The organism is Pseudomonadales bacterium (assembly GCA_041395665.1).
GTDB lineage: Bacteria > Pseudomonadota > Gammaproteobacteria > Pseudomonadales > UBA7239 > UBA7239.
Genome location: JAWLAB010000006.1, coordinates 49,354 through 64,156, shown reverse-complemented (window position 1 = coordinate 64,156; position 14,803 = coordinate 49,354). Strand labels below are relative to the sequence as shown.

The window sequence follows — 14,803 nt, the reverse complement described above, 5'->3', positions numbered from 1 at the left end:
TTCAATCACCATCAAAAATTTTTACTGATCTGCATACGGCCTTCAACACCATTTTCTCCTTCATTCGCAGAGGAAATTTTTGCTGATAACCCCGCCTTGCTTAAAGCCTGCTTATATTGATCCAACTGCTCAATACTTTTAGCTTTCAATTCAAACTCCAACTGTCCTTGTTGATCGTCATAACGCAATTCCATTATTTCGAGGCCTTGGTGGCTCGGCATCGCATTGAGCGCTTGCACACTTACACCAAACACCTCGATAAATGTACTGGTATTACTATCACCGAGCCCCATAAACTGCGATTCAATTTGCTTTCTTACTCCACCAACTCGCCTTGCGCTAGGAAATAGCTCTCTAAATTGTGCATCCATTTTTTCTTCCAATGCAGAAGCGCTGCGGGAAAAATACCAGCCACTGGCGATTTGCAGTACGCACTGCCCCAACCAAAAAAACACCACGGCTGCCGCAATCCATCGCCACATTGGAGGCCGCCCACTAAGAGGCTTAACAAAAAACTTTCCTTGCAAAAGATTAATAGATGCAGCGTCTATCCACGAGAATAACTGCGGTGCCAGTGCTTTCATATCCGATTTCACTTCGACACTCGATTCCTCCAATGCCGAAAACTCCGTGGCAAATTTCTGAGCCAGCAATGCTGACGACTCATCCTCCGAGGAGTAATAGATATTAACTGCTGAAGGTGTAGTATCTGCCAAGAAAAAATCAATCATCTCCGCCGCATTGACTGCATCAAATACAGCGACACTCTTTTCTGTTCGCACCAATACTCTCTGCTTTGCCAATACCAGTGTTAGACCGCCATTCTTGATTGGAAGCAGTTGTGCGTCGATATAAACCGCACTCAACCTCACACCGGCACTCTCGCAGCACTGGCTCAATGCAGCCATCACCGCATTATCAATCACCACGACTGGCCATGATGCATCTGACTGGCGCTGCCCTACTGCCAAGTGAACTTCTTCTATATCAACAGCTAGCTGCTCCTCCACAACGAATGGCAAAGCCTGCATAGCTTGGCGCTGATTTTTTGAAGGTAAATTGACACTGTGTAGTGCAGCTAACTCAGCAGGAAGAACCACAGTAATTTGCACTGTCTCATTCTGAGATTGCATATCTGCAACAGCTTTACATGCATCCATTAGCGACATCTTTATTGATTCCGATAATGGCACGGCATTTTCTGAGAAGGCACAAAATTCACACGACCAACCTGCAACCGCAGAAGAATCCTCACCAAAATCCTGAACGACTATCAGAATACTTTCGCGCTGCAACTGCGTTTTTTCAATCATATTAACCCTAGTTTCTTGTGTCATTTGTCTATCTCTTTGTCAGGCTTGGCCTTTTTATCTTTATTAGCACCATTGTTTTTACTGTACAAATTGCCGAATAAAAATCGCTGACTTGTATCGCGAGACAACAACATAATCTCACCAGTTTCATTGTCACGAAACAAAGTAGAAACCAACCACACCTTACTTTTTCCGTAGTTAGCAATAACTCTTACTTCAAAATACTCACTACTAGTACCCAACACTGCATTTGAGTCGTTTTCAGTTTCACCTTCGACTTCATTCTCTCCCTCATCTACAGACTCACTAGGCGCTTCAATAGAACCATTATCAGAATCACCACTCAAAAGGTCATCACCAATAATATCGTCACCCTGCCCTGCATCCAGCAAATTAGAAAAAGCTTCTGTAGAAGTAAAACCTACTTCTTGCTGTTGCCGTTGAGCAATGAAATCTTTGACCGCGCTCATGCTTTGCTCCGAGCCATCGGTCAGAGCCACCAACACTGGCTCTGGCGCAGTATTAATATTAATGTGAACAGGAACAGGCAACGCAGATAAATAAGGCGCTACACGACGATACTCTTCTAAGCGCATATCACGCAGTAAGCGCAATTCGGAAACACTACCAAACTGCGTATCTGCCGCACGATAATTAATCTTGTCAGAATCATACATATTCTCTGTGTCATTTTCATAACTCGCCCACCGCGCAGCCATATCTGCGTAATGAGTTTGCATGCCAAGGAATGTCATTAGGCGCTGCAATACACCAACTTGTGATGATTGAATACTTCCCGATTGGTCAATTAAGTTATTCAGATTTAAACGCGCCTGCGCATCATAAATCTCAACCGCTATATCTCCGTTAGCCACTGTCATTTTTGGCAGTGGCTGAGCCCATTTTTCATGCAAATGATCAATAGGCGCAGACGACAAACGATCCTTTTCAAAATCAGCAGCCAATACTTCACGCGCTAATGCTTCTCCGCCCAGCGCATACTCCCAAGCCTGCTGTGTATTGAAGTAATTCTCTGAACGCTTCACGCTAGCGTAAACACGAGAGATGACTTCCGAGCAGATGAGCACGGCAATCGCCAGTGCCATCAACACAGTGATCACTGCGATGCCACGCTGTGTATGAGAAAGCCTCACCGTGCATCACCTGTAGATTTTTTCTCTTTCCTGATGAGATCCCCCACTTGATAGATCTGTTCCAACTCACCATAACGGCTTGATTTAACAGTCAGTTTAATCGCTACTGGCAATTCACGAACATGCTCTTTTTCATCCTTTTTTTGCTCTGGCCATTCGCGCTTCCAATCACCTCTCGCATTCATAAATGACAGATCAACTTTTTCCACATCATTAAAAAGTACCTGAATATTTTCTTTAGCACCTTCTTTTCTATCAACAGCACCCCATGTGTGCCGCAATAAACTTTTCTCTCGACCACGCTTCGAAGTTTCTTTTGTGTTTGACTCTTGCGGTGAAGTACCAAGAGAGTAAGCAACACGCTCAAGATCACTGCGTGCATCCAGCAATGGGTTACGCAATCCCTGTCTAGTAAATATCAATAAATAGCTATCTTTATCTGATTGCAACGCGGGAGAACGGTTGTCGTTAGGTAATCGCACATCACGCATCACTATTTGGTTCATATCCATCGCTATAAACCAAAGCGAGCGCTGTAAATCACGCAGCGCATTAGCGTGAGCTGCTACACGATCTTGACTATCGACCATCGCAGACAATACGCGATAAACACCGGTAGAAATTACAGCAAAAATAGCAATGGCAACCATCACCTCAATCAGCGTAAATCCTGCATTGCTTTTCTTCTGCGCAGTAAACATCAGTGCTTACCAATAAAACCTGTCAGCAAATAGCTAGCACCACGCTTGTTGCTAACAGGCTGCACTTGAACATCCACTTGCTGTAAATTTTCCTGATTTGTACTTTTAACCGTTGTGACAACTTCCCACTTTTTTCCTGCCAGCTCTACCGATGAACGGCCGCCACTAACAGATGAGCCGTCCTTGTTGACCCTCATTTCTGTTAGCGTATTTTCTGCAACCATACTCGCCAGTGTCTTCTCTTCCAGTAACTGCTCACTGCGCAAATCACTGCCTAGACGCGTCAGTAGCGCGATTGATAACACGGCAAATATTACAAGGGCAACCATAATTTCAATCAAGGTAAAACCTTTGCTCGTCTTTTGGTTGAAGTTAGCCACGATCATGACTCTTCTTTCTTTGTGCTTTGCTTTTGCTCAGTTCACCACCACTGAGAATTACTGAGCTTAGCCCATCGCCCTCAATGGCATAAGAGGAGTCTTTTATTACTTTACTACTGAGCTGCAACTGGAATGGCGTGTAATGCCCATCCGAGAAAAAAATCAATGATGGCGCGACAGTCAATTTATCTGCTTTCTTTTTGTTATCTCTCTCACCGCGCTTACTTGATGAGGTATGTTGATCATCTTTTTGATCGTTGTCTTCTGTTAGCCAATTATCTAATTTTTTCTTTCCCAGGCTATCTTTATAAATTTTTGTTAAATCAATACGCTCGCCTTGAATACTTAAAGACCATTGATATTCTTCTGGCACAGAACGCTGAATAAATGCTTCTTTTTCCATTGGCTGCCACGCCATTTGCTGATCATCAAAATAAAGGAATCCATACACTTTTTGGCGATCATCCAGATAAAAGCCAATTTCTTGGCCTGAAAGTGTTGCCTCATCCTGTGCAATCACCATCAATTGTTGAATACGATTGGCTTCTTTTTTTAAAACTCGCCGATCTCCACCGCCGATTGTCATGACAACCAATCCCGCCATGACACCGACAATAAACACCACCATCATCAATTCGACGAGCGTAAAACCTGACTCTCGACTGATAATGGTGTGTTTGATGATGGGCACATTGCCTACCTTAAAGATTGATACTGCTTAAATCTTGATCTTCTCCTTCGCCGCCATCTCGACCATCCGCGCCCAAACTGCGGATTTCATACGGCGCACCTTGCCCCGGACTTGTATACAAATAAGCTCTGCGCCATGGATCTTCAGGTAGTTTTTTTAAGTAGCCACTAGGATTCCAGTTGCGCGGCTCAGGGCTGCCAGATGGTTTTGTTACCAAAGCTTCTAAGCCTTGATCAGTCGTTGGGTACGAAGAGTTATCTAATTTATACATATCCAAGGCTTGACCAATTGCGGCCAAATCACTTTTTGCCGCAGCCACGCGCGCATCGGCTGCTTTATGTAAGACATTAGGCACCACTAATGCACTCAAAATACCAAGGATGACAATAACCACCATTACTTCAATAAGAGTGAAACCCTCTTGCGCTTTAGGCGAAGTATTTCTGACCAATTCTTTCTTCATAACGCACTCACTTTTTAATAAAAGTTGATCTATAAAATAATAAGTTTATGCCACTAAATTATTCATCTGAATAATCGGCAACAAAATAGCCAAGACGATAGTCAAAACAACACCGGCCATTAACACCAACAATAACGGCGGCAAAATACTAATGGTGATACCGATAAATGCCTGTAAATCTTGCTCTTGGCTTGTTGCAACACGCGACAACATCGTATCCAACTCGCCGGTTGATTCGCCACTGGCAATCATGTGCAACATCATCGGTGGAAAATAACCCGCGTGTTGCAGAGCATTGCGCAAACTGGTTCCCTCGCTCACTTTTTGTGTTGCTTCACGCACACGCGTTTGCAGCCAACGATTGGCCATTACTTCGCCAGCAATACGCATAGCCTCAACCAATGGCACACCGGAACTCGTCAAAATACTTAAGGTACTGGCAAAGCGAGAAGTATTGATATTGCAGGCTAATTTTCCAAATAAAGGTAGTGTGAGAATTTTTTTATGCCAAGCCAGTTCAATGGCCGGCTTCTGCAACAATGTTCTCGCTGTAAATATCAATCCTACAATCAACAATAAAACCAACCACCACCAGCTGACAAAAAAACCACTGGTTGAGATTAATGCTTGCGTGATGCCAGGTAATTCCTGTCCTGTGCCACTGAAAACTTCGACAACATTAGGCACCACTTTGATCATCAGCAGCGAAACAATTAGCACTGAAAAAACCACTAAAAAAATGGGATACACCATCGCACCCTGAATTTTTTGTTTGGTTTCTTTGCTAGATTCGGTGTAATCCGCCAAGCGATTCAACACTAAATCCAAATGCCCTGAGTGTTCGCCGGCAGACACAGTAGCGCGATACAAATCAGGAAAGGCACGCGGGTATTCACCCAAACTATTCGCCAGCGTATAACCCTCTAACACTTTAGAGCGCACCGCCATCATCATGCTCTGTATACGCGGCTTTTCGGTTTGCTGCGCGACTGCTGTCAGCACATCACCAATCGGCAAACCCGCCTGCACCAGTGTGGCCATTTGCCGTGTTAATAAAGCCAGATCACGCGCACTGATGGATTGCCCAAACTTAAAAAAACTGAAAGCTTTTGTTTTTGTCTGTGCTTGTGAAGATTTTGCAGCAGGATCTACCGATAAAGGCACTAGGCCTCTATCACGCAGAAACTGCCGCACTTGGCGTTGGCTATCGCCTTCCAACACACCTTTGGTTTGTTTGCCGTTGCCGTCAAGCGCAACATAGTTGAAGGCTGACATGCATTATTCTTCCTGCGTCACGCGCAACACTTCTTCCACTGTCGTTTCACCGGCAAGAATACGCGCACGGCCATCATCACGAATGCTGGGGCCTTTTGTGCGCGCATACGCTGTCAGTTCCGCTTCTGATGCCCTGCTGTGAATCAGCTCTCGCATTTTGTCATCCACTGCAACCAGTTCGTAAACGCCGGTTCTTCCCAAATAACCCAACTGCTTGCAATGTGAGCAGCCCACTGCGCGAAAAATTTCCGGTGGATTATTTTTATCCACTTGTAACAAATCAGATTCTGTTGCATTAGGCTTATATGCCTTTTTGCAATGTGGACACAGTACGCGCACCAAACGCTGTGCAAGCAAGCCCACTAAACTGGATGACAACAGAAACGGCTCAACACCCATATCCACCAATCGAGTGACAGCACCAATCGCCGTATTCGTGTGCAGCGTGGATAACACCAAATGCCCCGTCAAACTCGCCTGTACTGCAATTTCTGCCGTTTCTAAATCGCGAATCTCACCAACCATCACCACATCGGGATCTTGACGCAACATTGCCCGCAAACCGCGCGCAAAAGTCATATCCGCTTTTATATTAACTTGTGTTTGACCGATGCCTTCCAAGTTGTATTCGATCGGATCTTCCACCGTCAAAATATTTTTGGTGGCATCGTTAATACTACTGAGCCCTGCATAAAGCGAGGTGGTTTTACCAGACCCCGTTGGCCCCGTTACCAAAATAATACCGTGAGGTTTTCTCAATAATTCAGAAAAAAGTGTCAGATCACGCAACTGCATACCCAACACATTCAAATCTAAACGCCCTGCACGCTTATCCAGCAAACGCAACACCACACGCTCACCATTACTAGACGGCATGGTGGATACACGAATATCAACTTCACGCCCAGCAACACGCAGAGAAATACGACCATCTTGTGGCACGCGTTTTTCAGCAATATCTAATTTCGCCATGACTTTAATGCGCGACACCAACAAAGGCGCGAGCGCGCGTTTAGGCTGCACGATTTCGCGCAAAATGCCATCTGTGCGCAAACGCACAATCAAACGCTTTTCAAATGTTTCGATATGAATATCGGAAGCATTTTGTTTCACCGCTTCCGTCAACAATGCGTTGATTAAGCGAATAATAGGTGCATCATCTTCCTGCTCTAGCAAATCACCTGTATCCGGCACTGAATCAGCAAGACTGGTTAGATCGAGTTCATCACCCAAATCTTCAACCATTTGCATGGCTGCGCCGCTGCTATTTTCATGAGCGCGCGCCAGTTGGGCATTAAAACTTTCAACATCTGTTTTGGTGAAAACAACTGCTTGAGCGACAACGCGACGCGCTTCTAGCAACGCTTGCATCGTGGCATCTTCACGGTACAAAAGTTCCACAGGATTGGCTGTGCCAGGCACAACCAATACCCCAAACCGCTTTGAAAAACCAAACGGCAAACGACAGCCGGTAGCTTCAGAATCAGCTGTCAATAGCTGATCGGACTCGCTGTTCTGTGTCATATTTTCTTGACCCAGCAAATCTTCCATAGAGGATTACTGCCCCTGCGACGAAGGCTGCGTTAATTTCTCAGCCTCCATGCCTGTACGAGGCGGTTGCCATGGCGACAACTCTGGCAAACGACGATCAACGCGCAAGCCATCATCTAGCTCCTGCTTATTAAAGCGGCGCTGCGTGTCGCGCATATTGTTGTAGTAATAGCTACTGTCATCTGCCGCATCTGCATCATCATGCAAAATACGCGGATGGATAAATACCATCAAATTCTTTTTCACGACATGCTTTGATGTGCCTTTGAACAAGCGGCCGAGGAAAGGAATTTTGCTGAGGAAAGGCACACCGCTATCTGTCGCCTCGATCTCATCACGAATCAATCCGCCCAACACTAAAACACTGTTGTCTTTCACGAGTGCCTTCGTTTTAATTTCTCTCTTGTTAGTGATGATATCGGCTGCGCCTGAAGAGCCACCGACATTGGCAGATTCATTAATACTTTCTACTTTCTGCTCAATTTCTAGCGTGAGAATACCTTCTTGATTGATTCTTGGTGTTACTTTTAATTCAACACCAATATCTTTTCGTTCAATCTGCACATAATCGTTGTTATAGATAGAGTTGTTATTGTTGGCGTTGTTATTGCCAACAACCGGCGTGTTGTTGATTCGTTCAGAGCCCGTTTTAAACGGTACACTTTCACCCACCAAGATACTGGCTTCTTCGTTATCCAAGGCAATGACGGTCGGTGTCGATAAAACATTGGCATTGGTATTTTTTTCCAACGCACGAATCAAACCCACCATGTCGCCGCTGGAATAAAAACCCAAACTCAAACCACCCAGAGTAAGGTTGCCTGTTCCCGTTATATCCGTCGACTGAATTGGTGCGCCTTGCGTACCAAATAACCCCACTGCTTTCGAGTTGTTTCCTTTACCTTCCCAAAACACACCGAGATCACGACCTACTTCGTCACTTACTTCAACAATCAATGCTTCAACCAATACTTGTTGGCGGCGCACATCCAATTTAGCAATCACGCCTTTCATGGTGTTCATCACCGATGGGGGCGCAGTAATAACCACGGCATTGGTTTGCTCTAGTGCCTGAACATTAACAACGACATCCTGCGCGGCGCCACCTTCTTTCCCACTGCCACTTTTAGAATTACTGCCAACGCCTTCCAAAATTGGTTGCATATCTTTTGCTGTAATGTAATTGAGGTACACCACTTGCGTATTACCCTCACCCGACAGCGGCAAATCTAAACGCTGAATCAATTTGCGCATCTGTACGCGCATGACCGGATCACCCGTCATCAAAATACTATTAGATCGTTCATCTGCCGTAATATTCAATTCGCGTCCTGGAGGCGCTGTTCCAGCTTTAGGCGCACCACTACCACTTTTTTGAATCAATTCAGTGACAGTTTTAGCAACATCTTTTGCACTTGCAAATTCTAATTTAATAATTTCAACATCTACTGTTCCCGACTGATCGATACGATTGATGATACCTACTATCTGATCAATATTGCCTGCACGATCGGCGATCACCAGTGTGTTATTTTCTGGATATGCAGCTAAATGCGCACTATTCGGTGTCAATGGTTTTATCAGGCCAATCAATTGCTGCGCAGAAAGATTTTTTACTTTTACGATACGAACAACAATATCTTCTTTGCCTGTTTTTAAATCACTGCTCACCACAGGCACTTGGTTAGTTTTTGCTTCTGGCTCGGGAAGCACTTTTACGGTGTCGCCACTCTCCACTACTGCCAAACCATTTACCTGCAAGGCAGAGAGAAATACCTGCCAAGCAGCGTCGTAGGTCATAGGTTCGCCAGCGACGATAGTAATTTTTTTACCGGTGACGCTTGGATGAACAATAATATTTTTGGTTGTGAGATCCGATGCCCAGCGAATCACATCTTTGACATCTGCATTATCAAAAGCCACAGAAATCATTTGCTCTTGCCCAGCAGCCACTTGATTAGCTGGTTTTGTAGCTTGTGCATAACTTTGCATAGAAAATACAGCGACCGTCACCAATATGATTGCAGCCAATACGCGAGTCATGAGTGTTGTTTGTGTTGTTTGTGTTGTTTTAGGCACTAGGGAATCCTTCTAACTGTTATTTAAACTAATTATTTGGCGGCGAGGACATTGAGCCATTTTGCCAATGTATATTTTTATTTAGAGGGCGAAGTGGCGATGTATTTACTGGTCGCTCTCGTTGCTGAGTCACGGGAGAGAAAGTTGGCGCCCCTGGTTTTATGTTATTTCTTCTAGGTGCGACATTATTTGGCAGTTCGTTAGCTCGCGGAAAAGATAGCGTCTCCATTTTTCCACTTCGCAGAATAATGACAGAGTTTGCATGCACTTCATGTAAAACTACGCCAGACGCAATACTGTCTCCAATAAAAAAGCGCTTTGTTTGTTTGTCGGTGGTAATCAGTGCGCTCGCTTTACGAGTATCGCTACTTGTCATAGCTCCTACTAAAACCAGTTTAAGCGTTGTGCTGGGTATGTCTGTTGGTGCAATGGGAGCTGAGGTCGCGTTATTTGCTTTCTCACCAAACAAGTGCAACTTGGCCACTTGTTCTAAACCGATTCCATTTCCAGTGTTAGCGTTATTTGTTCGCATCGTCACTTGCGCGCTGTCAATGCCTTTCCCTTGCCACACAGCCACTAAATGAAACCCTTGCCATATAAACACCGTAGCAACTAGTGCAATCAAAACCGCTAAAACCAGACGCACACGGATCACGGGCATCTGAAGTACATCCACCGCAGCGCTAAGCACGCAAAATATTCCGCAAGAGGTTACACCCATGCTCAAAAAATGGAGCGCTATTCATAATTTCTAACTCATTTCAGTATCAGTGCGACCATGCCACGGAAAGAAAGTTCTCTACACAACCGTAAAATTATGAAGAAAAACAAAGAAGATAGATAGCAAAACCGCCAATTAGCACTTGAATAAGCGATGAAAGTTCTGCCAGACCGCCTCAGCCAACTGCTCGACAGGCTGCTGGCGTAGCTCGGCAAGATAGTGATAGACATCCACCACGAAACTCGGCTGATTAGGCTTACCGCGATGCGGCACAGGGGCCAACCAAGGAGAGTCTGTCTCGACCAGCAAACGGTCTAATGGCACTTTGGCAGCCACTTTACGCACATTGTCGGCATTCTTGAAAGTCACGATGCCAGAAATGGAAATGTAGTAACCCATGTCCAGCGCGGCACTCGCCATCGCCCAATCTTCTGTGAAACAATGCAGTACGCCTGTGCTGGGTGAATCTGCCGTGCGGATGGCATCCAAAGTCATCTGCTTGGCGTTGCGCGTGTGTACCACCACTGGCAACTGCAAGTCTTTCGCCAAAGCCAAATGCGCTTCAAAACTCTGCAATTGTGCGCGTTGCGCGCCGGCATCTTCATGGCCTTCATGGTAAAAATCCAAGCCTGTTTCGCCGATGGCGATCACTTTGGGCTGCTGCGCCAGCTCCCGCAATTTAGCCATCACGCCAGAGGTATCTGCTAACAGTGCCGGATCAGAGCTGCGGTATTCGGACTCGACAAACTCACTCGGATGAATGCCAACCGAGGCGTAGACTTCGGGATATGTATTAGCAATCGCCACGACTTGTTCGAGATTGCCCAAGCCGATACCAATACAGAGAAAGCGCTGCACGCCGCGTTCGCGTGCGGCAGCAATGGCTAGCGACAACCCTTGTTCAGGGTTGTCGAGCTTTAATCTATCGAGATGGCAGTGCGAATCGAGGAACAATGTAATAACGGAACGATACTAATTACAGGGTTACATGGTGTAGGTAGCGCGGTCAGATTCCAGTGAGCCGGCCAAATAAGTTTCAATTTTGCGCTGCACGGTATTGTCGGGATCGTTGAATTGCACACCGATACCCGCTGCTTTATTGCCCTGAGCGCCTTTCGGTGTTATCCAAACCACTTTGCCCGCCACCGGCATTTTCTCCGGCTCATCCATCAGCGCGAGCAACATAAAAACATCGTCGCCTAGCTTGTACGATTTCGTCGAAGGAATGAATAAACCGCCACCCTGCAGAAAAGGCATATACGCCGCGTACAGCACGGCTTTATCTTTCATCACGGGGGATAAAATACCGCCACCTACACCCGCCATACACACCTCTCCATTAGGGCAAACACAATTCGGTTCAGCCTAGCGGGCTCAACCGATGCAGTCAAACATTACAGCGCAGCGAGAATAACCTCAGCGCTCGTTTTTTCTAAGTTCAATGAATCAATATTTAACAATTCCACAGTGCCGTTGTTCACAATCATGGCAAAGCGTTTGCTGCGGATACCCAAGCCAAAACCTGTGCCGTCCAACTCCAAACCCAGTGCGCGCGTTAAATCTCCATTTCCATCCGCCAGCATCAAAATATGTTCAGCATTTTGGCTTTTGCCCCATGCGCCCATCACAAACGCGTCGTTAACAGCCATGCACACAATGGTATCAATACCTTTCGCTTTAATCGCATCCACATTCACCACAAAACCGGGCAAATGTGCATTGGAACAAGTCGGCGTGAACGCACCGGGCACGGCAAACAACACTACTTTTTTGCCGGCAAAAATTTCATCGGTGGTGATATCGGCCGGGCCTTTTTCAGAAGCGTATTTCAATTTCACTGAAGGGATTTTTTGACCTACTGCAATACTCATAATAATTTCCTCTCATTCATAATGACACAAAAAAAACGCCGAACTGTGTCGGCGTTTATCTTCACTCGTTACACACCGCTAGCTAGCAGCATGTTGCGAATATGACCAATGGCGCGTGTTGGATTCAAACCTTTGGGGCAAACATCCACACAGTTTTGAATGCCGTGGCAACGAAATACGCTGAACGGATCGTCCAATTTAGACAAACGCTCTTCGCGCGCAGTGTCGCGGCTATCCACCAAGAAACGATACGCCTGCAACAAACCTGATGGACCGATAAATTTATCGGGGTTCCACCAGAAAGAGGGGCAAGCCGTTGAACAGCACGCACACATAATGCACTCGTAAAGACCATCAATTTTTTCACGATCTTCTGGTGATTGCTTGCGTTCTTTGGCAGGCGGCGGTGTGTTGTTAATCAAGTACGGTTGGATTTTTTCGTATTGGCGATAGAACATGCTCATGTCCACCACCAAATCACGCACCACGGGCAAACCAGGCAGTGGGCGAATCACAATTTTCTCTGGCAAATTTCTGAGACTGGCGAGGCAAGCCAAACCATTTTTGCCGTTGATGTTCATACCGTCTGAACCGCAAATACCTTCGCGGCAAGAGCGACGGAAACTCAGCGTCTCGTCTTGCTGTTTCAATTTAATTAAAGCGTCCAGCAACATACGCTCGGAACCATCGAGTTCCAATTCGTAACGCTGCATGTACGGTTCTTTATCTTTGTCTGGATCGTAGCGATAAACTTCAAAAATTCTTTTGCTCATTTCAATGCTCTCTCGAATTCAGAATCAGGTTGAATATTCGTTAGAACGTACGCGCAACTGGCGGCACGGAATCCACCGACAGTGGCTGCATTTGCACAGGCTTGTACTCCAGACGGTTGCCATCCTTGTACCACAGCGTGTGCTTCATCCAATTCTGATCGTCGCGCTCTGGGAAGTCGTTGTGCGCGTGCGCACCACGAGATTCTTTACGCGCAGCAGCAGAAATAATCGTCGCCTTCGCCGCTTCAATCAGGTTTTCAACTTCCAACGCTTCAATACGCGCGGTGTTGAACACTTGTGATTTATCGTTGAGATGAATGTGCGGAATGCGCTTTTCAATTTCCAGCACTTTCTGCACACCTTCATCTAACAAAGCTTGTGTACGGAACACACCGGCGTGTGATTGCATTTCACGACGCAAATCATTCGCGATGTCTTGTCCGTACTCGCCCGACTTAGAGTTATTCAAGCGATTAACGCGCGCCAAAGTGACATCCAACACATCTTTCGGTAACGGTTTATGTGCAGACGGCATTGCGTGTATCGCTTCAATAATGTGGTTGCCCGCTGCTTTGCCAAACACGATCAAATCCAGCAGCGAGTTAGTACCCAAGCGGTTAGCGCCGTGCACCGATACGCAAGCACACTCACCGATGGCATAAAAACCGTTTACTACACTGCGGTAGTCACCATTTTTAGGCGCGACCACTTGGCCGTGAATATTGGTAGGAATACCGCCCATTTGATAATGGATAGTCGGCACCACAGGAATTGGCTCTTTGGTGACATCGACATTAGCGAAGTTCAAACCAATCTCATGCACGGAAGGCAAACGCTTCATGATGGTTTCTACGCCCAAGTGCGTGAGATCCAACACCACATAATCTTTGTTCGGACCGCAACCGCGACCTTCTTTGATCTCTTGGTCCATTGAGCGCGAAACGAAATCGCGCGGTGCCAAATCCTTCAAGTTAGGTGCGTAGCGCTCCATGAAACGCTCGCCCGCTGCGTTGCGCAAAATCGCACCTTCACCACGGCAGCCTTCGGTCAACAGCACACCCGCTCCGGCTACGCCCGTTGGGTGGAATTGCCAGAATTCCATGTCTTGCAAAGGAATGCCCGCGCGCGCTGCGATACCCAAACCGTCACCCGTGTTGATGTAAGCGTTGGTGGATGCCGCATAAATACGACCCGCGCCGCCAGTGGCAAACAGCGTGCACTTGGAATGAAACACGGAGATTTCACCGGTTTCCAATTCCATCGCAATCACGCCGAGCACATCGCCATCGGCGTCGCGCACTAAATCTAGCGCAATCCACTCAACGAAAAACTGCGTGTTGGCTTCGAGGTTTTTCTGATACAGGGTGTGCAGCAGTGCGTGACCCGTACGATCCGCTGCGGCGCAAGCGCGCTGCACTGGTTTCTCACCATAGTTAGAAGTATGGCCGCCGAAAGGTCGTTGATAGATAGTGCCATCAGGGTTGCGATCAAACGGCATCCCCATGTGTTCCAACTCGTACACCACTTTGGGCGCTTCGCGACACATATATTCAATGGCGTCTTGGTCACCCAACCAATCGGAACCTTTCACGGTATCGTAAAAATGGTAGTGCCAGTTGTCTTCGCTCATGTTGCCGAGTGAAGCGCCGATACCACCCTGCGCTGCCACCGTGTGCGAGCGCGTTGGGAATACTTTGGTCAGCACCGCTACCTTCAAGCCGGCTTGCGCTAACTGCAAGGAAGCGCGCATACCTGAACCGCCACCGCCGACGACAACAGCGTCAAAAGTCAGCGTACGAATATTATTGATGTGTTTACCCGCAGCCATCTC

15 protein-coding genes are annotated in these 14,803 nt (G+C 46.6%); all 15 read right to left on the bottom strand.

Going from position 1 to position 14,803, the window contains the following annotated elements; translation table 11 throughout:
* Positions 1–11 precede the first annotated feature (11 nt).
* The gene (gene gspL / locus R3E63_09040) at positions 12–1,337 is read right to left on the bottom strand and encodes a type II secretion system protein GspL (GenBank protein ID MEZ5540067.1); all 1,326 of its coding nucleotides are present in this window, start codon (positions 1,335–1,337) and stop codon (positions 12–14) included.
* On the bottom strand, positions 1,334–2,467 hold the full coding sequence (gene gspK, locus R3E63_09035; protein ID MEZ5540066.1) for a type II secretion system minor pseudopilin GspK: 1,134 nt from the start codon (positions 2,465–2,467) through the stop codon (positions 1,334–1,336). The genes gspL and gspK overlap by 4 nt, the downstream gene beginning before the upstream one ends.
* On the bottom strand, positions 2,464–3,168 hold the full coding sequence (gene gspJ, locus R3E63_09030; protein ID MEZ5540065.1) for a type II secretion system minor pseudopilin GspJ: 705 nt from the start codon (positions 3,166–3,168) through the stop codon (positions 2,464–2,466). Before gspJ ends, gspK begins: the two co-directional genes overlap by 4 nt.
* On the bottom strand, positions 3,168–3,548 hold the full coding sequence (gene gspI, locus R3E63_09025) for a type II secretion system minor pseudopilin GspI (protein MEZ5540064.1): 381 nt from the start codon (positions 3,546–3,548) through the stop codon (positions 3,168–3,170). Before gspI ends, gspJ begins: the two co-directional genes overlap by 1 nt.
* Positions 3,541–4,239 (bottom strand): type II secretion system minor pseudopilin GspH, encoded by a 699-nt coding sequence (gspH, locus tag R3E63_09020; protein MEZ5540063.1) that lies wholly within the window; start codon positions 4,237–4,239, stop codon positions 3,541–3,543. The genes gspI and gspH overlap by 8 nt, the downstream gene beginning before the upstream one ends.
* 10 nt (positions 4,240–4,249) lie before the next feature.
* Positions 4,250–4,702 (bottom strand): type II secretion system major pseudopilin GspG, encoded by a 453-nt coding sequence (gene gspG, locus R3E63_09015; GenBank protein ID MEZ5540062.1) that lies wholly within the window; start codon positions 4,700–4,702, stop codon positions 4,250–4,252.
* 45 nt (positions 4,703–4,747) lie between these two features.
* Positions 4,748–5,977, bottom strand: coding sequence for a type II secretion system inner membrane protein GspF (gene gspF, locus R3E63_09010; protein ID MEZ5540061.1), 1,230 nt, complete (start codon positions 5,975–5,977; stop codon positions 4,748–4,750).
* A 3-nt stretch (positions 5,978–5,980) separates the two neighbouring features.
* Positions 5,981–7,501, bottom strand: coding sequence for a type II secretion system ATPase GspE (gene gspE / locus R3E63_09005; GenBank protein MEZ5540060.1), 1,521 nt, complete (start codon positions 7,499–7,501; stop codon positions 5,981–5,983).
* Positions 7,502–7,534: 33 nt separating this feature from the next.
* A complete protein-coding gene (gene gspD, locus R3E63_09000) occupies positions 7,535–9,607 on the bottom strand; it encodes a type II secretion system secretin GspD (protein MEZ5540059.1) in 2,073 nt (690 codons plus the stop codon).
* A 28-nt stretch (positions 9,608–9,635) separates the two neighbouring features.
* Positions 9,636–10,298, bottom strand: a complete 663-nt coding sequence (locus R3E63_08995) for a type II secretion system protein N (protein ID MEZ5540058.1) — start codon at positions 10,296–10,298, stop codon at positions 9,636–9,638.
* 165 nt (positions 10,299–10,463) lie between these two features.
* Positions 10,464–11,282: a TatD family hydrolase gene (locus R3E63_08990; protein MEZ5540057.1), complete on the bottom strand. Its 819-nt coding sequence runs from the start codon at positions 11,280–11,282 to the stop codon at positions 10,464–10,466.
* 30 nt (positions 11,283–11,312) lie between these two features.
* On the bottom strand, positions 11,313–11,654 hold the full coding sequence (locus R3E63_08985; GenBank protein MEZ5540056.1) for a PilZ domain-containing protein: 342 nt from the start codon (positions 11,652–11,654) through the stop codon (positions 11,313–11,315).
* Between the two features lie 68 nt (positions 11,655–11,722).
* The gene (locus R3E63_08980; protein MEZ5540055.1) at positions 11,723–12,199 is read right to left on the bottom strand and encodes a peroxiredoxin; all 477 of its coding nucleotides are present in this window, start codon (positions 12,197–12,199) and stop codon (positions 11,723–11,725) included.
* Between the two features lie 68 nt (positions 12,200–12,267).
* Entirely contained in the window at positions 12,268–12,972 is a 705-nt protein-coding gene (locus tag R3E63_08975; protein ID MEZ5540054.1) for a succinate dehydrogenase iron-sulfur subunit, read from the bottom strand.
* A gap of 40 nt (positions 12,973–13,012) precedes the next feature.
* A complete protein-coding gene (gene sdhA, locus R3E63_08970; protein MEZ5540053.1) occupies positions 13,013–14,800 on the bottom strand; it encodes a succinate dehydrogenase flavoprotein subunit in 1,788 nt (595 codons plus the stop codon).
* Positions 14,801–14,803 lie beyond the last annotated feature (3 nt).

Coding starts and splice junctions, on each gene's coding strand:
- gspL (MEZ5540067.1), bottom strand. CDS start 1,337: ATGACACAAGAAACTAGGGTTAATATGATTGAAAAAACGCAGTTGCAG.
- gspJ (MEZ5540065.1), bottom strand. CDS start 3,168: ATGTTTACTGCGCAGAAGAAAAGCAATGCAGGATTTACGCTGATTGAG.
- gspG (MEZ5540062.1), bottom strand. CDS start 4,702: ATGAAGAAAGAATTGGTCAGAAATACTTCGCCTAAAGCGCAAGAGGGT.
- gspF (MEZ5540061.1), bottom strand. CDS start 5,977: ATGTCAGCCTTCAACTATGTTGCGCTTGACGGCAACGGCAAACAAACC.
- gspE (MEZ5540060.1), bottom strand. CDS start 7,501: ATGACACAGAACAGCGAGTCCGATCAGCTATTGACAGCTGATTCTGAA.
- R3E63_08985 (MEZ5540056.1), bottom strand. CDS start 11,654: ATGGCGGGTGTAGGTGGCGGTATTTTATCCCCCGTGATGAAAGATAAA.
- R3E63_08980 (MEZ5540055.1), bottom strand. CDS start 12,199: ATGAGTATTGCAGTAGGTCAAAAAATCCCTTCAGTGAAATTGAAATAC.
- R3E63_08975 (MEZ5540054.1), bottom strand. CDS start 12,972: ATGAGCAAAAGAATTTTTGAAGTTTATCGCTACGATCCAGACAAAGAT.
- sdhA (MEZ5540053.1), bottom strand. CDS start 14,800: ATGGCTGCGGGTAAACACATCAATAATATTCGTACGCTGACTTTTGAC.